Annotated in this window: 12 protein-coding genes and 1 pseudogene; 7 read left to right on the top strand and 6 right to left on the bottom strand. The window is 70.5% G+C overall.

The genetic code is table 11. The features are described from left to right. Nucleotides 1-149: 149 nt before the first annotated feature. Nucleotides 150-1,643: an MFS transporter gene (locus HD596_RS08385; RefSeq protein WP_185068718.1), complete on the bottom strand. Its 1,494-nt coding sequence runs from the start codon at nucleotides 1,641-1,643 to the stop codon at nucleotides 150-152. 59 nt (nucleotides 1,644-1,702) lie between these two features. Here HD596_RS08385 and HD596_RS08380 point away from each other — a divergent pair, with 59 nt between their 5' ends. From HD596_RS08380 to HD596_RS08370, 3 genes and pseudogenes are all read left to right on the top strand, one after another. After that, nucleotides 1,703-3,880 carry an ATP-binding protein gene (locus tag HD596_RS08380; RefSeq protein WP_185068717.1) on the top strand — a complete coding sequence of 726 codons (2,178 nt, stop codon included), beginning with the start codon at nucleotides 1,703-1,705 and terminating at the stop codon, nucleotides 3,878-3,880. 104 nt (nucleotides 3,881-3,984) lie between these two features. Continuing rightward, nucleotides 3,985-5,424: pseudogene (locus HD596_RS65570) on the top strand (DUF4158 domain-containing protein); the annotation flags it as partial. After that, nucleotides 5,378-6,013 (top strand): MBL fold metallo-hydrolase, encoded by a 636-nt coding sequence (locus HD596_RS08370; protein ID WP_185079458.1) that lies wholly within the window; start codon nucleotides 5,378-5,380, stop codon nucleotides 6,011-6,013. The pseudogene HD596_RS65570 and the gene HD596_RS08370, both read left to right, overlap by 47 nt. Before the next feature lie 261 nt (nucleotides 6,014-6,274). Here HD596_RS08370 and HD596_RS08365 read toward each other — a convergent pair whose 3' ends face one another. Further along, nucleotides 6,275-7,102 carry an SDR family oxidoreductase gene (locus HD596_RS08365; RefSeq protein WP_185068716.1) on the bottom strand — a complete coding sequence of 276 codons (828 nt, stop codon included), beginning with the start codon at nucleotides 7,100-7,102 and terminating at the stop codon, nucleotides 6,275-6,277. Continuing rightward, nucleotides 7,099-7,953 carry an NmrA/HSCARG family protein gene (locus tag HD596_RS08360; protein WP_185068715.1) on the bottom strand — a complete coding sequence of 285 codons (855 nt, stop codon included), beginning with the start codon at nucleotides 7,951-7,953 and terminating at the stop codon, nucleotides 7,099-7,101. Before HD596_RS08360 ends, HD596_RS08365 begins: the two co-directional genes overlap by 4 nt. 88 nt (nucleotides 7,954-8,041) lie before the next feature. Between HD596_RS08360 and HD596_RS08355 the strand changes: the two genes are divergently transcribed. After that, entirely contained in the window at nucleotides 8,042-8,485 is a 444-nt protein-coding gene (locus HD596_RS08355; RefSeq protein ID WP_185068714.1) for a MarR family winged helix-turn-helix transcriptional regulator, read from the top strand. A 67-nt stretch (nucleotides 8,486-8,552) separates the two neighbouring features. After that, on the top strand, nucleotides 8,553-9,155 hold the full coding sequence (locus HD596_RS08350) for a site-specific integrase (protein WP_185068713.1): 603 nt from the start codon (nucleotides 8,553-8,555) through the stop codon (nucleotides 9,153-9,155). A 428-nt stretch (nucleotides 9,156-9,583) separates the two neighbouring features. Here HD596_RS08350 and HD596_RS08345 read toward each other — a convergent pair whose 3' ends face one another. Then, on the bottom strand, nucleotides 9,584-10,012 hold the full coding sequence (locus tag HD596_RS08345) for a nuclear transport factor 2 family protein (RefSeq protein ID WP_221519229.1): 429 nt from the start codon (nucleotides 10,010-10,012) through the stop codon (nucleotides 9,584-9,586). 112 nt (nucleotides 10,013-10,124) lie between these two features. Here HD596_RS08345 and HD596_RS08340 point away from each other — a divergent pair, with 112 nt between their 5' ends. Next, entirely contained in the window at nucleotides 10,125-11,435 is a 1,311-nt protein-coding gene (locus HD596_RS08340; RefSeq protein ID WP_185068712.1) for a helix-turn-helix domain-containing protein, read from the top strand. A gap of 647 nt (nucleotides 11,436-12,082) precedes the next feature. Here HD596_RS08340 and HD596_RS08335 read toward each other — a convergent pair. Then, complete coding sequence (locus HD596_RS08335; protein WP_185068711.1) at nucleotides 12,083-13,216, bottom strand: serine hydrolase domain-containing protein; 1,134 nt, start codon at nucleotides 13,214-13,216, stop codon at nucleotides 12,083-12,085. A gap of 470 nt (nucleotides 13,217-13,686) precedes the next feature. Then, nucleotides 13,687-14,259 (bottom strand): hypothetical protein, encoded by a 573-nt coding sequence (locus HD596_RS08330; RefSeq protein ID WP_185068710.1) that lies wholly within the window; start codon nucleotides 14,257-14,259, stop codon nucleotides 13,687-13,689. A gap of 71 nt (nucleotides 14,260-14,330) precedes the next feature. Between HD596_RS08330 and HD596_RS08325 the strand changes: the two genes are divergently transcribed. Then, nucleotides 14,331-17,630 (top strand): WD40 repeat domain-containing serine/threonine protein kinase, encoded by a 3,300-nt coding sequence (locus HD596_RS08325; protein WP_185068709.1) that lies wholly within the window; start codon nucleotides 14,331-14,333, stop codon nucleotides 17,628-17,630. Nucleotides 17,631-18,064: the final 434 nt, after the last annotated feature.

Below are 18,064 nucleotides of genomic sequence, written 5' to 3'. Positions count from 1 at the left end.
GGCCTCGGCAGGGGCGAGCGATCGTCATCTTGGGTTATTTCGAACGTGCGTGCGGGGTGTTTCGGCCGAAACACCCCGCACGTGTTGTCGTAAGGCAACGGCTGTGCCCCAACAGGCGATTGACCATCTATAGGACACTCCAAGCTAATTCAGTGGCTCTCCTCACCGATCGGGCGCAAGTGCCGCAGCAGCGTCATGGAGACCACGGCCAGGCTCAGCGCGAACACCCCGCCCGCGGCAGTGACCGCCATCAGTCCCTGGGTGAACGCGGCCTGCGCCTCCGTCACCAGCGCCGCCGCCGGGCCGGGTGGCAGCCCGGCGGCGGCGTCGAGCGCCTCGTTCAGCGAGCCGCCCGCCCGGGGCGAGGTGACGGCACCGCCGTACACGGCGGCGCCGAGGCTGCCGAGCAGCGCGATGCCGAGCGCGATCCCCAGCTCGCCGCTGCTCTCCGCCAGCGCGGACGCCGACCCGGCCCGCTCGGCCGGCGCCGCCCCGACGATGAGGCCGAGCCCCAGGGCGCCCACCGGCGCCATGCCGAGGAACGCCACCGTGACGCCCGCGATTAGCGCGGCCAGTCCGTCGCCCACGAGGACCACGGCGAACCCGGCCGCCGATAGCACCAGCCCCCACCCGACGACCAGCCCGGGACGCAGCTTCCCGGCGAGCACCGGGGACGCGAGCGACCCGGCCACCAGGCCCAGGGCCGGGACCGCCATCCACAGACCGGCGGCCAGCGGTGAGAGCCCTTCGACGAGCTGCAGGTGCTGGCTGACGAACAGGTACACGCCGCCCTGCACGAGCATGGCGACCGTCAGGATCAGCAAGGCCCCCGTGAACGAGCGGTCGCTGAACAGGCGCACATCCAGGAGCGGCTCGGCCAGCCGGCCCTGCCGCCGCACGAACGCCACGCAGAACGCCAGCCCCGCGGCGAGCGCCACGTACGCGGAGATCTGTGCGGGGTCGTCCGCCAGCTCCTTCAGCCCGTACACGACGGGCAGCACGGCCGCCAGCGACATGGCCACGCTGACCAGGTCGATCCGCCCAGAGCCCGCGTCCGTCGCGGTCTCGGGCAGCAGGAACAGGCCGCCGACCACGACCAGGACCATGACCGGCACCCCCATCAGGAACACCGACCCCCACCAGAAGCTCTCCAGCAGGATCCCGCCGATCACCGGCCCGGTCGCCGCCCCGCCCATGAAGCAGGCCGTGAACACGCCGATCGCCATCGCCCGCCGTTTCGCGTCGGGGAACAGCCCAGCCACCAGCGCCAGGGCGGACGGCCCCATCGCCGCGCCGGCCAGGCCCAGCAGCACGCGCGCCGCGATCAGCATCGTGGTCGTGGTGGAGAAGGCGGCCACGATCGAGGCGGCGCCGAACGCCGCCGCGCCGATCACCATCAGCCTGCGCCGGCCGATCCGGTCGCCGAGCGAGCCCATGGTGATGATGAATCCGGCGATCATGAAGCCGTACACGTCGGTGATCCACAGCAGCTCGGTGCCGCTGGGATGCAGTTCGGCGGCCAGGTGAGGGAGGGCCAGCATGAGCACCGTGTTGTCGACCGCGAGCAAGAGCGTGGCCAGGCACAGTACCGACAGCCCCAGCCATCCGCGCACCCCGGTCCGAGGTGCGATAGTCGTCGTCATGCCATCAGCCTGAGGTCCGGACGTTCGGGTCTGATTCGGAACTGCTTAAGGTGAGGTTCATGCACTTCGCCGTACTGGGCCCGTTGGAGGTGACCACGGACGACGGCCGTGCCGTGCGGGTGCCCGAGCTCAAGGTCCGGGCGCTCCTGGCCTGCCTGCTCGCCCACCCCGGCCAGGTCGTCGCGGACGACCGCCTGATCCGGGCCCTGTGGGGGCCGCAGCCGCCGGGCAATCCCCTGGGCGCGCTGCGGGCCAGGGTGTCGCAACTGCGCCGCGCGCTCGACGAGGCCGAGCCGGGGGCCAGGGAGCTGGTCGTCACCCGGCAGCCCGGCTACCTCGTCACCGGCGACACCGACGCGCGCCGCTTCCAGGAGGCGCTCGAACAATCCCGGGCCGCGGCCGAGCCGGGCGAGCGCGCCGCGCTGCTGGCCGAGGCCCTGTCGTGGTGGCGCGGGCCGGCTTTCGCCGACTTCGCCGACTCCGGCGGCCCCGCGGGTGAGGCGCCGACGCATGGGGCCGCGCTCCGGCTGGAGGAGCAGCGGCTGATGGCCCTGGAAGAGTACGCCGACGTGCGGCTCGACCTCGGCCAGGACGCCTCGCAGCTCGGCGAGCTGGCCGAGCTGGCCGCCCAGCACCCCACGAGAGAACGCTTCCACGCCCTGCTCATGCGTGCCCTCTACCGGTCCGGACGGCAGGCGGAGGCGCTGGAGGTCTTCCACGCCCTGCGCGAACGCCTGCGTGACGAGCTGGGCCTCGACCCCGGCCCCGAGATCGTCGCGCTGCACCAGGCGATCCTGGAGCAGAGCCCCCGCCTGCGCCGTCCGCCGGGCGTCGCGGCGCCGGTTCCCGTCCGGCTGCCCGAGCCGCTCACGGAGCTCGTCGGCCGGGACGAGGCCCTGGCCGGGCTGCTCGCCCTGCCCGGCACGGCCAGGCTCGTGACGCTCACCGGCACTGGCGGCGTGGGCAAGAGCCGGCTCGCGCTGGAGGCCGCGCGGCGCCTGGCCGGGGAGTTCGCCGGCGGAGCGCACCTGGTGGAGCTGACGGCAGTGCCCTCGGGGTCGTCGTCCGGGGTGACCGAGGCGGTCTCGGTGGCGCTCGGGCTGCGCGCCGACGGCGGGGCGGCTGACCCGGAGGAGCGGATCACCGCCGCCCTCGGCACCCGCCGGACGCTGCTGCTGCTCGACAACTGCGAGCACGTCGTCGAGCCGGTGGCCAAGCTGACCGAGTTGCTGCTGCGCGCCGGCCCGCAGACCCGGGTCATCGCCACAAGCAGGGAGCCACTAGGCGTCACCGGCGAGGTCGTATGGCAGGTCCCGCCCCTGGACACCGCCGCCGCGATGCGGCTGTTCGCCGTGCGCGCCGCCGAGGCCGAGCCGGGCTTCGCCCTGACGGACGCGGACGCCGCGGCCGTCCAGACGATCTGCCGCCGCCTCGACGGCATCCCGCTGGCCCTGGAGCTGGCCGCGGCCCGGGTGCGGTCGCTGAGCGTGGGCGTGCTGGCCGAGCGGCTCGACGACCGCTTCCGCCTGCTGTCGGCCGGGCGCCGGGCCGGTCCCGCGCACCAGCGGACCCTCAGGACGGCGATCGACTGGAGCTGGGAACTGCTGACCGAGCAGGAACGCATCGTGCTGCGCCGCCTGTCCGTCCAGGCTGGCGGCTGCACGCTGGAGTCCGCCGAACGGGTCTGCGCCGTGCCCATGCCGATCCCGGGCGGGCCGCCGGGCGACGCCGAGCTCGCCGCCGAGGCGCTGGCCGCCAGGTCGCCCGACCTCCACCCGGCCGAGGTGGTGGACCTGCTGGGGCGCCTGGTGGACCGGTCGCTGGTCGTGCGGGTGGGCGACAGGTACCGGTTGCTGGAGTCCGTGGCGGCGTATGCGCTGGAGCGGCTGCACGAGGCCGGCGAGCACGACCGCGTCCTGCGGTGGTACGCGACGTATTACACGCAGCTCGCCGAGTGCGCGGAGGCGTACAAGCGGGGACCCGGCCGGCACCACTGGGTCCGGCGGCTCGACGCCGAGGCCGCCAACCTGCACGAGGCACTGGAGGCGGCGCTCCGCCTGGGCGACAGGCGGCTGGCCGAGCGGCTCACGGGCTCGCTGGGCTGGTACCACGTCCAGTCCGGCCGCGCCGGCCGTCGCCTGGACGGTCATCTGGTCGGCGGTCTGGCCGGCAGCCGTGACGACGGCCACGGCGGAGTGCCGGATGAGTGCCCGGATGCCCGACAAGCCAGGGTCTGACCCAGCTTGAGACTGGCCACCGTGCCTTGGTGATGACCTGTCGCCCTGGTCCGGGCGGTGCCGCCGGACCAGGCGCGGATGTGCCCCCATAGGGGCCTCGCCAAGTGCATCATGGGCCTGATCAAGCTCGTCGGCTCCTGGCCGAGCAGCTGGGGATCGGTGACGCGTCGCAGGTCAAGAAGTACGCCGAGCGGCCCGAGACGACGTACGAGCACGCGTGGATGATCCGGGACGCCTACGGTTACCACACCTTTGATGACACCAGCAGCTGGAGCGAGCGGCAGCTGACGCGCCAGTTTCGGACCTTCCTGCACGGCCGAGCCTGGACACACGCCGAGGGACCGGTGGCGCTGTTCGAGCAGTCGGTGGCGTGGCTGCGGCGGCATCGGGTGCTGCTGCCAGGGGTGACCGTGGTGCGGGAACGGCTGGTGGGCAGCGTGCGGGAACGGGCCGATGTCCGCATGTACACCGTAGTGGCCAAGCAGGTCCGCCGTGCCGATCCGAACCTGCCGGCCGCATTGTCGAATCTGCTGGTAGTGCCGGAGGGATCGCGCATCTCGGAGTTGGAGAAGCTACGGCAGGCACCCAAGCGCACGTCGGGCACGGAGATGGTGCGGGCGCTACAGCGGGCGGACAACCTGGCCACTTTCGAGCTGGGCCGGGTTGCGGTGTCGAAGGTGCCGGTACGGCGGATGAAGACCCTGGCCAAGTACGGGGCGGGCAGCAAGGCGCCGGCCCTGGACCGGCTGGTCGAGCCTCGCCGGACCGCGACGCTGCTGGTGGTCACCCGGAGCCTGGAGGCCGGGGCGATCGACGACGCTCTCGATCTGTTCGCCCTGCTGATGGCCACCAGGTTGATCAGCCCGGCCCGCCGCAAGTCCGCCGACGAACGCCTGCGTATGCTGCCCCGGCTGGAGCGGGCCTCCAAGCTGGCGGCCAAGGCCGGCCGCGTCCTGGTCGACCAGCTCGACCTGGTCGACCAGGAGGGCGCAGACCTCGATGTGGCAGCGATGTGGACCGCAGTCGCCAAGATCGCCGGCACCAGCAAGGAACAAGTCCGTGCGGCGCTGGAAGCGGTGGAGGAACTGGTCCCCGAGGAGGACGGCGCGGCCGAGGCGGCGATGCGGGCCGCGCTGGTGGAGAAGTACCACACCGTGCGCCCATTCCTGAGGCTGCTGGGCGAGTCGAAGGCGCTGTCGGCGGCACCGGGCGGGCGCCGGGTGCTGGCCGCGGTGCGCCGGCTGCCGGAGCTGTCACGACGGCAGGTCAGCAAGAAGCCGCTGCTGCCCAAGGAGATCGACGCCGTGCTGGTGACCGCGTCGTGGAAGCGGACGGTGTATGCCAACCCGGACCTGCCGCAGGGTGCGGTGGATCGGGACGCGTACGTGGTGTGCGTGCTGGAGCACCTGCTGCGGGCCCTGACGATCCGGGATGTGTTCGCCTCGCCGTCGCTGCGCTGGGCCGACCCGCGCGCGCATCTGCTGGCCGGGGCGCAGCATGAAGGACCTTCAGCGCGAAAAGGACATCCGGTCCGAGAGCATGTACGGCGACGACACCCTCCTGGACACGGTCACCACCTGGCGCACACCGGACCTCGTCTTCGACTCCTCATGCGAGATCGATCTCGGCGGCCGCCAGATCGTCCGTCTCCACGCCTTCGGGCCGGGCAACGGCCCTGGCGACACCGTGGTCTACGCGCCGTCCGCCAGAACCGCGTGGACCGGGAACTTCGTCTCCCATGGCGGGGTGGCGATGCTGCACCAGGGCGGCCCGGCCCCGTACGTCGAGTCGCTGCGCCGGATGCAGGCGACGCTCCCCGACCTGGAGACGATCGTGCCCGGCCACGGACCGGTCGGAGACGGCCCCGCCGCCGTCGCCGAGCTGATCGCCTACCCGGAACGCCTGGACGCGGAGGTCCGCGCCGCGGTGCACGCCGGGCGGAGCCTGGAGGAGACCTACGCCGCATGCACCGATCCGTTCGCGACCGGCCTGTCCGAGTCACTGCTCATGGCCCTGGCCGGCTACGACCCCCCGCAGGATCTCGTACGAGCGGGCCTTCGTGACCTGGCCGGCCACCTACATCGCCGCAACGTCCTGGTCACGTACCGCGCCTGGGAGGACGTTGCCGAGTGACGGACCCGATTGTCGGTCTTCGTCCGTAGGATTCGCCGCATCTCTGATGCCTTCACGGTCCTGTGGACGCACGACACATGCCGTTCCCTGCGCACAGCAGGTCGCGTGGGCGAGCGACCGCCGGTCGCCTTCAGCGGTGTCCACATGTCCCTGCCCAACGATCAGGAATACGACCATGCGGCGCGATGGACACACCAACCAGGCGACACGCCCACGCCCCTAAGTGGAAACTGCCATGACTGCCTGCCCTCTGTCGCCTGCTCACCTGAAGGCGTCGAGGTTCTCGACCGCCCAGTCGCGGAAGGTGCGCGGTGCCAGGCCGGTCAGGTCGTGGACGGTGGGCAGCGGGGTGCCGAACAGGCCGTCCTGGCGCGCCGACTGCACGCTCGCCTCGGCCTCCTCCGCTGAGATGCCGAAGGCCCTCATGGAGCGCACCCCGGCCGCCCTTGACACCTCCTCGAAGGTCAGCCGCCGTTCCAGCAGCTCGCCGAGCAGGCGAGTCTGGGCGGAAGGAGTCGTGCGTTCCGGCCCGGTCAGCGCGTACGCGCGCCCTTCATGCCTGCCTGCCAGCAGCACCGCCACCGCGACCGCCGCAATGTCGTCCGGATGGATCGGCGCCACAGGCGTGTCACCCGTCACCGATCGGACGACGCCCTCGGCGCGGATCGACGCCGCCCATTGCAGGGCGTTGGAGGTGAACACGCCGGGCCGCAGGAACGTCCATGGGATGCTGGATCTCCGCACCACGTCCTCCGCCTCGCGATGCCAGCGGGCGACGACGCCGCCGCATTCGAGTTCCACGCTCAGCGAGGACATCAGCACGATGTGCCGGAGGCCTTCGGCGGCGTGCACGAAATTGGCGACCTGCTCGGCCGTCCGCGGGCCCAGGCCCATCACGTACGCCTTGTCCACGCCCTCCAGGCAGCGGGGCAGCGTGGAAGGCTCGTCGAGATCGCCGATCACGACGTCCGCGCCGTCGAACACCGTGCCGGGGTTGCGGGTGAGTGCCTTGACCTTGTGACCCGCTGCGGTCATGCGCCGTACGATGCCGCGCCCGACGTTGCCCGTCGCCCCCGTGACCAGGATCATGCCGCCTTCAGCCCACTGGTCTGGGCGAGCCAGGTTTTGAGCGTGAGCAGGCCGGGGTGCTGCTTGCGCAGGGCCGGGATGTCGGCGTTGTATCCAGAGTCTTCGAACCAGAACAGCATTCGCGCCTCCTTGCCCATCGCCCGCAGCAGCACCCTTGGAACGCGCGCATAGCGACCCGGCCTGCCCGCGGCCTTGAGCCTGGTGGCGATGTCCGGCACGGTGAGCTGGTCCCCGGCCAGCTCAAGTGCCTGACCGGTGTACGTCTCCGGCTGCTCAAATGCGAGCCGGGCGAAGACGCCGATGTCCCGTACTGCGACCATCTGCAGGGATTTGCGCGGCCCGAGCGCGGCGGCCATCATGCCGAGCCCGACGGAGGCACCGCGCATGGTGAACACGTCCATGAATGTGGTCGGGCGCAGCACTGTCGCGGGCAGTCCGGCGGCCCGCAGGTGTTGCTCGATCTCCCACTTGGTGTCGAAGTGCGGGATACCGCGCACACGTTCGGCCCCGCCCACCGAGGCGTAGACGAAATGCTCGACGCCTGCGGCCCTGGCCGCGTCGACCAGCGTGATGCCCTGCTGGACCTCCCCCTTCAGCCCGGCGGTCCGGGAATTTTGCACCCCGAAGACGCCGTAGGCGCCTTTCAGTGCCTGCTTCAGCGACTCCTTGTCCGCCATGTCTCCGGCGACGATCTCTACGCCCCGCGCCGCCAGCGCCTTGCCGGGGGCACCCGACGGATCTCGGGTCAGCGCCCGCACCCGCCACTGGTCCGAGTGTTCAAGCAGCGCGTCCACGACGGCACCGCCCTGGTTGCCGGTCGCCCCGGCGACGAGGATCAGCGGCCTGTCCATGACATTCCTCCCGTAGAATCAGAATTACTGAACCCTCAGATAGTTACCTAGTTCAGCATGTCGTCAGTGTGGAGAGGAACGCGCTCGAATGTCAAGTGCAGCGACGGAACTGGGTGAGTTGCTGGTGGCCGCGCACAGGGCTTTCGCGCAGCAGGGAAGAGCCAGGTTCGGCGAGCACGGGCTCTGGCCAGCCCAGGTCCGCCTGCTGACCACCCTTCATGACCGCCCGGGAAGCCGTATGCGGGATCTAGCGGACGTGCTCGGCGTCAGCGGACGGGCGATCACCCCACTGGTGGACGCGCTGGAATCCGACGGCCTGATCACCAGGAGGCCGGACCCCGGCGACCGACGGGCCTTCCGACTCACGCTCACCGACGTCGGGCTGAGCGCGATCGACCACATCGCCGACCTGCAACAGCAGATCAGCGAGGACATCTTCAGCGGCATGTCCGCCGAGGACCAGCGCGACCTGGCCCGCCTGCTCCGCGCCTTCCTCGACACGACCCACCGGTCTGGATGTACTCCAGCTTGATGGCCCTCCGCTCGGAGCAGATGTACTTCCGAGATTAGACGTCATTCCGGCAGTACACATCCAAGATGTGACTTCCGAGATGACGCGCAGCGCGGCATCACAGGAGCCCGGATCCGCTTCCGAGATTACGAAGCGCGGTCCGGGCGCTCGCCCCACCGGGCTCCCTGCCGCCTACGACACCGTCCTCGGCGAGTACGCCGCCGCGCTGGAACGCGCGCCGCTGTCGGCCGAGACCCGGCGCACCTACCGCTCCCGCGTGCGCATGTTCCTGGCCTGGCCGACCACGCCGCCCACCTACACCTCCGATCCTCTGACGGACCGCCAGGCGCGTGACTGGGCCGTGCGCGACTACCGGATGTGGCTGCTGCGCGACGGCCCCGCCAAACGCGGCAGCGTGTACGTCAACTCCGCCCTCACCGCGCTGGACGACTTCTGCACCCGCCCGGGGCCTGGGCAAGGCCAACATCGGCCGGGAAGACCTCCCCAAGAACGCGCCCCGCGCACTCGAAGAGCGCGCCCGCATCCGCTGGCCAGCCGCAATCAAGATCCTTCTCAGCGCCAACGGCTGTCCGCTGGTTCCTCGCCCCCGATCATCACCGAAGCGGTCTCACCTGCGGGAATCTCGTCCAGCTCGCCGCCTCGAGAACGACCGCGAACGCCCATCCATTGAGCAGGGCGGCCCATCCCGCGGCGACGAAGTACAGACCTCGCGGCACCATGGGCTTCCCCGGGTCGGCCGGGGAAGCGGGCACCCGAGCACGATGAGCGCTGTGGACGATGCTCAACACCCACAACCCTAGGTGATCATCGAATGCGGCCCCGGCGACTCCCGGCGGTGGCAAACGAGATCATCCTGCTTCTGGAGGCAGTGCATTCCCCGCGCTCGGCGGGATGTCGCCCCCTCAAGGGGACGCCTGGGGCCGCTTCGGCCCCAACGCATTCTGACCCGAACACTTCCAGGGTGACCACCGCAGGCGGGGGTGCATCGGCGCCGAGGGGCCGCCCGCCAGGGACAGCCCAGAACCGGGAGATCACCATGACAACGCAGAGCGTGGCCCTGCGCCCCATCGGCGGGGCCTCCGGAGGCCCCGCACTGACTCAGGCCAGGCGGTCGGGGAGCGGGGCCAGCTGGAAGTTGTCCCAGATGAAGGCGTCCATCTGGTGCTGGTTGGCGGAGAGGTTGACCACCCGGTCGACCTCTCCGTCGGCGTTGAAGTGCCACACGAGTGCCCACAGGGTGTCGACCTTGCCGATGCCCTCGGTGGTCCAGCCGCGGTGGATGTCCACGACGTACTCCTCGTTGGCCTCCAGGAACAACGGATCGGCCTGGAAGCCGGCCTTACCCAGCTGGGTGAAGAACGCGACGACCTCCTCCGCTCCGCGCTTGACGCCCGACAGAGGGTGGTGTCCAGGGATCGTCCACTCGATGTCGTCGGCCAGCACCTCGCGGATGCCCGCCCGGTCGTTGGCGGCGTACGCGGCGAAGAACCTGCCGATGGCTTCGATCTTGGTGTCTTGAGTCGTCATGGCCAAGGTGCCTTTCGTAGATGTGCAGCCTCCCGGTGCGGGGGCGAGGCAACTGTAATGTACTGTGTTATCAAATGTAAATTTGTGAATTACACCTGATAGGATGCCGGTCATGACGGACGAGGCGGTCGGGAAGCGCATCCGGGAACTGCGCCAGGAGCAGGGGCTCTCGCAGGCGGAACTGGTCAAGCCCGGCCTGCTGTCGGCCGGCTATTTGTCCTTGATCGAGTCGGGCCGGCGGCGTCCGTCGCCCGACGTACTGCGGTACCTGGCCGAACGGCTCGGCACCACGCCCGGCCACCTCGCCACCGGACGGCAGCCCGATCTGTGGCAGGAGACCGAGCGCCGGCTCTCCTTTGCCGAACTGGCGCTTGAGCACGCCACCGCCGAAGCCGCTCTGAGCGAGTTCGAGGAGATCTCGCGGTCCGGGCCGCCCCCGTACCACCCGCGCGCAGAGCTCGGCCGGGCCCGGGCGCTGGAGTTGCTGGGCCGCACCGAGCAGGCCTTCGCCGTCTACGAAGCCCTGTGGAAGGCCGCCGAGCCGGGCACCGCGCTATGGGCCGAACGAGCCACCGACCTGCTGCGCTGCAGCCGAGACCTGGGCGACTACGGCTACGCCGCCGACCTCGGGGAACGGGCGATGGCCACATTCGAGGACCTGGGCGTGGAATGGAGCGACAGCTCGGTTCGGCTGGGCGTCACCCTGGCGGGTGTCTACATCCACCGGGGCGACCTGGTGCGTGCCGCCAGGCTGCTGCGACGCCTCATCGAGATCTCCGACAGCACGGGCAGCCCGCTGGCCAGAGGCTCGGCCTACTGGAACGCTGCCGTCACCGCTCACTACCAGGGCCGGGGCGCCGACGCCAAAGCCTTCGCCGACCGCGCCCTGGCCCTGTTCGGCGAAACCGACCATCAGCGGAACCTTGCCGTGCTGCGCACCTTCTATGGCGAACTGCTCTTGGACGGCGAACCCGCCGACCCGGGACAAGCCCGCGAGTTCCTCCTCGATGCGCATGAGCGCCTCACGCAGCTGGCCAGCCCGGCGGAGATCAGCGAGTGCGAGACGTACCTGGCTCGCGCCGCGGTACGACTCGGCGACCTTGATGAGGCGTTGCGCTGGGCGCAGGCCGCCCGATCGAGGCTCACCGCTGACGCGGCCCCTACAGCCGAAGCCGAAGCTGCGATCGCCCTCGGCATGGTTCACCTTGCGGCAGACGATGCGCGACAGGCCGCCGCCGCCTTGGCCGAAGGAGAACGCGTGCTGGAACGCGCGACTCCGGGGCGCGCCGTCGTCAGCCTATGGAACCGGCTGGCCGATCTGCACGAGGAACGCGGTGATACCACGGCGGCCCTGCGCGCCTACCGTCAAGCCATGACGGCGGCCGGCTACCGGCGGCCATCACACCCATTGACACGCGTCTAGCTCGAAGTCGTCCTGCCGGACTCCCGGGGCGAGTCTCAGCTGCAGGCGGCCGGGCCCGGCGAGCTGGTCCAGCGTGGCGACGTCTTGGCGAACAGGGCGTGGTTGGCGCGCAGAGGTCGACAAGCACGCTGGTCAGCAGCCGGATGCGGGCTCGGGTGGTGCGCGGCGGCCAGGCGCGTGGCTTCGCCGTACTCACATGGCGCGGATCATCTTGCCATCGGGGATGGAGACGTAGGCGGGGGTGGGTAGCGTGCCGTCCCACAGGGTGCGCGCGAAGGCGGGGAGATCGGCGGCCGTGCAGTAGGCCACGCGATGTGGGCCGGCGAGTGGAAGCAGGCTGGCGGTGAAGTCGACCCGGGGCCGGACGGCTGGGTGGCGTACGGGCGCGCGACCGTCCGGTCGGCCGTCACTTGTATCTCACCCAGCCGGAACTGCGCCGCTCTCGTAGGCTGAGCCGATCGTTTCGAAAGGAACGCCCCCGGATCTTGGAGCCGCTCCGCTGCTGACGTGCGTGAAAGGGCCCTTTCGGTTATCCGGCGTCGCAGAGCCGTGCCGCGTATGTGCCACGACTGCCCACAGGTTCTCAATTCTCCAGCCGCACTTGGCGATCATGATCTGATCACGCTCGCCTTGTGCGGCTGGAGTGATCACTTCGCGGGGCAGAACAGCGATTTGAGGGCGTTGGTGATGCGCGACGGTACGGTGCTGCGCTCGTCGTTGTCCATGGCCAGGGTCAGGGATACGGCGAACTGCAGACGGCCGTCGGAGGAGGTGATGGTCGCGGCGGTGAAGCCGGGGGCGCTGCCTCCGCCCCCGGCGGCGAACTCGGGGTTGCCGGCGCACGGGCCGCCCGCAGGCGGCGGCGTCTGGCTGGGCGGCGGGTCGGTGATCAGCTTGCTCAGGGACGCCGGCAGGAGCTTGTTCTGGCGGAAGGCGCGCTGGAAGACGCTCATCTCGCGCGTGGTGGAGATCACGCCGCCGGCACCGAGCATGCTGGTGGCGTTCATCATCTTGTCGACATCGCGCATCGTGCCCGTCTCGTCCGGGGCGTAGCCGTGCCCGTGCGGGCCCTTGATACCCTGGCCCGCCTTCGTGGGCAGGTAGGTATGGCGCATGCCGAGCGGGGCGAAGAGCCTGCGGTTGAGTTCGGCCGCCAGTGATCTTCCGGACAGTTTCTCGATGATCATGCCGAGCAGGATGTAGTTGCTGTTGGAGTAGTTGAAGGTCCCGACTTCCACGGGCCGGGCGTTCTTGCGTGAGGCCGCCAGCAGGTCGGTCGGGCGATAGTTACGCGTGGGGTCGGAGGTGTCCGGGCCGATGTAGTCAGGGATGCCCGAGGTCAGCTGGATCAGGTTGCGTACCGTGATCTCGTCGGCCCGCTCCACCAGGTCCTTCTCCGCCACCTCGGGCAGGACCTCGCTAAGTTTGTCGTCCACGCTCAGCTTGCCTTCCCTGACCAGTTGCAGGACCGCGGTGGCGGTCATGGCCTTGGTCTGCGAGCCGATCCAGTAGCGGGCGCTCGCCGGGATCGCGCCGCCCTTGCCGTCGAGCAGGCGGGAGCCGGCTGAGCCCTTCCCGACCCGCTTGCCGTCCACGTACACCTCGCCGATGGCTCCCACCACGTGGCCCGTCTTCACCAAGTCTTCCATCGCCTTCTGCACATCCCCGACCTTGACGGGGGCGGCAGCTGTCGAGGCGGTGGCGGGCGGGGCCGCGCTCAAGACCAGCGCCGCGCACGCCAGCGAGGCTGCGCCAGTGAACGTCGCTCGACGCAGAATCATGAAGTCTCCCGCTTCCAAGTTCGAATACTCGGCTGTCGAGCCACAAGTTCTAACGAGGGCGGTGTTTCCTCGGCGTTTCCGTACAGGGCCAGGTGGCTCTGCACGGAGCCCAGAGCACAGGCGCGGACCTTGGCCTCCGCTCCCGCACTCTGGGAAACGATCAGCGCTACGCCGGGAAGCGATCTTCTCGACCGTTCTTCCGGCCCAGGTCGGGGCTATTCGTGAACACCCCACCAGGGGCCGTTCTTGAAACGGCTGGACTGAAGTTGACAGGGTCCCGTCTGATCATTGAGATCAGGCGGGATCTTGTCGTTTCTGAGGTTCCCGAATCTGGTCCGTCCGGGAGCATACGGGTTTCGTGGAGATCGTCGATGTCCTGTCCCGGGACATGCTTGACGCGTCGATCCCAAGACAGTGTGCGGACGGAGGTGAAGAACCAGGGGTGAGGACGGATACCTCGAGGAGCAGGATCAGAGCCGGATGCCCTTGATGATCTCCGCCAACCCTGGCACGAGAGGCGGGCTCGCCATCACGGTGACGACGACTCCCGCGCGCTCGACCCAGCCCGTGTACACACCGGCCCCAAGCGCGCCGTCGCACTGCTGGCGGAGCACCTGGCGATCGCCGATCTTTGTGGTGGTCGTGTCACCGGAGAAGGTCCCGATGTGGAACGGCGCGTTCTTGAGCTGGGCCAACGAGGTCGCCTTCGGCCAGCACACCACCCTGACCCACAGCGCCCGGCGCCGGCGGCTCATGTCGTCGCGGTCGTCGGACCACTGGTAGCTGTACTCGGCGATGCCGTCGTGCCTGTCGACGAGGACCTGCCCGTACGTGAACCCCTTCGGGATGTGGTTGACGCGAACTCCTTTGATCGCTGCCGCGCCTCTCGCCGGCTTGTCGACCTTGGCAGCTGACGACCGCAGAATGTCTGCCTTGGAGGGGACGGGACAGCTCGGCCGCGCCGCCGCCTGTGCGGGGAAGGCCACGACAGACGCGGCAACAGGGAGCACGGCCAGGGCGGCAAGCTTCTGAATCTTGTTCATGCCAGGGTTGGATGCGTCCGGATCGAGAAGGGATCGGCAACTTCGTCGGTGATGAGTGCATCAAACCGAGCGTGTTGATCGAAGGAGACCCTCAGCGGCTCGGTCGTTACTGGCTGGCCGGGCGGCTCGGCGCCGGCGGCCAGGGAGTGGTGTACGAGGCATATGGCGAGGACGGCCGCCGGGTGGCGATCAAGGTGCTGTACGGCGATCAGGTGGCCCAGCTCGGCCGGGAGGCGGCGGCCGCCCAGCGGGTGGCCTCGTTCTGCACCGCGCCGATCATCGAGGCCAAGCTGGAGGGCCCGCGTCCCTACATCGTCAGCGAGTACGTGGAAGGCCCGAGCCTGCGCACGGCGGGCAGGATCTTCGCGGGTGACGACCTGCACCGCCTGGCCACCGCCATCGCGACGGCGCTGACCGCCATCCACGACGCCGGGGTGATCCACCGCGACCTCAAGCCCGACAACGTGCTGCTGGGCCCGGACGGCCCCCGCGTGATCGACTTCGGCATCTCCAGGACCGCCGAGATGTCGCTCACCGCGACCGGCGTGGTGAGCGGCACGCCCACCTACATGGCCCCTGAGGTGTTCATCGGCCAGCGAGCGGACGCCTCGGCGGACGTGTTCGCCTGGGGAGCCGTCATCGTCTTCGCCGCCACCGGCCGTGATCCGTTCCACGCCGAGAACCTGGGAAGCGTCATGCACCAGGTGTTGTCGGCCACCCCCGACCTGTCCGTGCTGCCCAGCACGCTGCGCCGGTTGGTCTCCTCGGCACTGGCCAAGGAGCCGGCCCAGCGGCCGACCGCCCGCGAGCTGCTGCTGGCGCTGGTCAGCGGCGACGGCGACCTCGACACCGCCCGCCTGCTCGCCCAGGGCGGTCACCGGGCCGCCGGGATCGGCGCGCAGGGGCACGATCCCGCGCTCGGCACGCTGGCCGAGCAGGCGTACACGATGCTCGATCCGGCCGAGCGCGAGCTGGTCCCCGAGGTGTTCCTGCGGCTGGTGACGGTGGACGAGGCGGGCGAGCTGTCGGCCCGGCACGCCGAGCTGGCCGAGCTCGTCGAGGGGCGGGCGCCGCACGAGGTGGCCGCCGTGCGCAGGATCCTCGCCGTGTTCGGCTACCTCCTGGCCAGGCAGGACGGCGGCGTACGGCTGGCCAGGCCGGCCCTGCCCCAGGCCTGGCCGCGGTACCGCCGGTGGATCGAGACCAACCGCGACGGCCTGGCCGTACACCGGCAGATCCTCGCCGCGGCGCGACGCTGGGAGACGGCGGGACGCCGGGACGGCGACCTGTTCCAGGGCAGCAACCTGGACAACGCGTTGGAGTGGGCGGCCACCGCCCGCCGCGACATCACCCTGTCGCCCACCGAACGCGACTTCCTGTCCGCGGCGGCCACCCTGACCAGGCACAAGGCCAGGCGGGCCCGGCTGACCTCGCTGAGCCTGGGCGGGCTGCTGGTGATCGCGCTGGTGGCCGGCGGGCTGGCCGTACAGCAGAGCGCGGTGGCCGACGACCGGGCCGAGCAGATCGCCGGGCAGCTGACCAGGTCGGAGGCGGCCAGGCTCGCGGGGGTGGCGACCACGACCCGCGGGAGCGACCCTCGCCAGGCGATGCTGGCGAGCCTGGCGGCCTGGCGGCTGGACCGCACGCCGGCCACCAGGGCGGCCCTGGTGGCCTCGCTGGCGCAGCGCGAGACGGCGATGTTCCGCGACCCGTCGAGCGCGGGCGACACGGTACGCACGCTCGGCGCCGACGGCCGGACGCTGATCAGCGCCGATTCCACCGCGACGCGCGTGTGGGACGTGCGCAACGGCCGGCTCCTGCGGACACGCGGTGCCCGGCCGGCCGAGCCGATGGACAGCGTGACGCTGAGCCCGTCGGGCAAGGTGCTGGTGACCGTGACGGCCAGGCGCGCATCCGCGGTGGACCTCGTCAGCGGCAGGCCGATCAGCGACTACGTCTTCCCCACTGCCAAGGATTTCACGAACGAGTGGGTCGATGTGGCGTTCGAGCGGGACGATTCCGTCCTGCTCCAGGAGGCTGACCGGCGTACCCGCTGGGACCTGCGAACCGGCGCCGCCAAGGCGCTCGGGCCCGCCCCCGCGGGCACATTCAGCCGGGACGGGGTCTGGCGGGCCGCACGGCGCGGTCACCAGCTGGAGCTGACCAACATGAGGACCGGGGCGAAGGACTTCATCGGCGACAAGGACGGCGCCGGCACCCAGGGCACCTGGAACGGTGGCGCGGCCGTGTTCGGCGCCGGCCTCGTCGCGACGGTGGCATCGCGGTCCATCCAGTTCTGGCGCAGGTCGGACACGCAACTGCTCACCACGGTCCAGGTACGGGGGGAATTTGATGAGGCGGTGCAGGGGGCCTTCGACGGAAGCACGTTCCGCTACCTGCTGGGCGACCAGGTTTTCTCGGTGGACCTGGCCGACCTGACCACCGAGGACGACGATCACCTTGTGGGCACGGCGGCGCTGAGCGGCGACGGGCGGCTCGTGGTCCGCGACGGCGAGCTGTCGGCCGTCGGCGGGAGGAAGGTCGGCGCGTTGCCGGAGGCGGAGTACGCGGTATTCAGCCCGGATTCCCGTTTCGTCGCCACGTTCGGGCCCGGGGTGCGGATCGTGGACACCGCCTCGGCCGCCGTCCAGGGCACGCTGCGCACGTCCGCCGTGCAGGTGGCCTTCTCTCCCGACGGCGCCAGGCTGGTCGTGGTCACCGAGAAGGGCGGGGTCGAGCTGTGGGACCGGCAGACCAGGCGGCGCATGTGGTCGGCCGAGGCGGGCGCGGCGAAGTACGCGGCCTTCTCCTCCGACGGGCGGACGCTGGTGGTGGCGGGCGACCGCATTCACCTGCTGGAGACGGCCGCAGGCAAGGCGTTGGGGCCGGCGTTCGGCGGCGGCGGCAGGGACGCCGAGGGGGTGCGCGCGTATTTCACCCGCTCCGGCAAGGCGGTCGTGGTGCTCGACGCGCGGCGACGGATGACGGTCTGGGACGTGGCCACGCGCCGCAGGCTCGCCACCGCGCGTGGGTTCGGCGACCCCGCCGCCTACTCGCCGCGCGAGGACCTGCTCGCCAGCCTTCAGGTGGGGGGAAAGGTGCGGCTGGTCGACGTGATGTCGGGCACGGATCTGGGCGCGCTGCTCGACCAGGGCGGCGGGCAGGACCCGGAGATCGGGCAGCCGCTAGACGTGGCGTTCACCGGCGACGGGTCGGCGGTGCTGACCGTGGACGGCAACGGCGCGGTCAGGCGGCACGCCGTGGGCGGGGAGGCGTTGGCGGCGGTGGTGTGCGCGAAGGCGGGCGGGCTGAGCGCGGCCCAGTGGCGGGTGATCGTACCCACGCTGCCGTACAGAAAGGCGTGTCCCTAGCCGGCGACCGCGACGAAGCCCGTGCCGCGGTGGGTCACATCGGAGTAGGCGCGTGTGCGATTCTCGTCCTCAATGGTCTGCAACCGACGACACCCGACCACATCCATGGACGGGTCATGGTGTTCGTCTTCAGCTCTCGTCCGCGTTCCGTTCTCTGCGCGATCATCTGGTCAATCGGGTCATCACGTATCAGGGTCACACAATTGGATACCCCACGAGGGCCCCTTCGATGCCTGACGCTGACCTCACCGGCCCTGCATCGTCAACGCTCAGAACGGAGCGACACCGGGCCGGGTGTAAGGGCCCGTTGGGCGATGACCCGAGCAGGTTGCATCGCCACCTGCTGGAGCGCCTGATTCCTGCCGTTATCGCTGCCCGGCCGACCGCTGCCCTGATCCCGCCCAGCGCCGCAGGCCGGGACCCTTCCCGATCAT

This window comes from Nonomuraea jabiensis, from assembly GCF_014204795.1.
Classification (GTDB): domain Bacteria; phylum Actinomycetota; class Actinomycetes; order Streptosporangiales; family Streptosporangiaceae; genus Nonomuraea; species Nonomuraea jabiensis.
Note: the sequence above shows the minus strand (reverse complement) of the source record. Positions and strands in the feature narration are given on the sequence as shown.